We start from the raw sequence: 254 nt of genomic DNA, 5'->3' as shown, positions 1-254 counted from the left end.
AGCTAGAAGATTTTTCTGATTATGAAGCTATCACAACTATCATTAAAATCACAAAAGGGAATTTCCGACTTATTCATCGTTTGTTTGCACAGATTGATCGTATTTTAAGAATCAATCAAATGGATAAGATTACTGTAGAAGTTGTCGAAGCAGCAAGAGATAGTTTAGTGATAGGCATATAAAAAGCTATCAAAAATTGGTAGCTTTTGTCATTTATTGCTGGAAATTTTTGCCATTTAAATAGAAAAGTGACA

The 254-nt window shown here is 30.7% G+C and carries 1 pseudogene; it reads left to right on the top strand.

The features are described 5' to 3' along the window. Positions 1–182, top strand: a pseudogene (locus HMPREF2810_RS10980) (ATP-binding protein); the annotation flags it as partial. Positions 183–254 lie beyond the last annotated feature (72 nt).

The sequence above is a fragment of the Enterococcus sp. HMSC078F03 genome, assembly GCF_001811595.1.
Lineage (GTDB): Bacteria > Bacillota > Bacilli > Lactobacillales > Enterococcaceae > Enterococcus > Enterococcus faecalis.
Note: the sequence above shows the minus strand (reverse complement) of the source record. Positions and strands in the feature narration are given on the sequence as shown.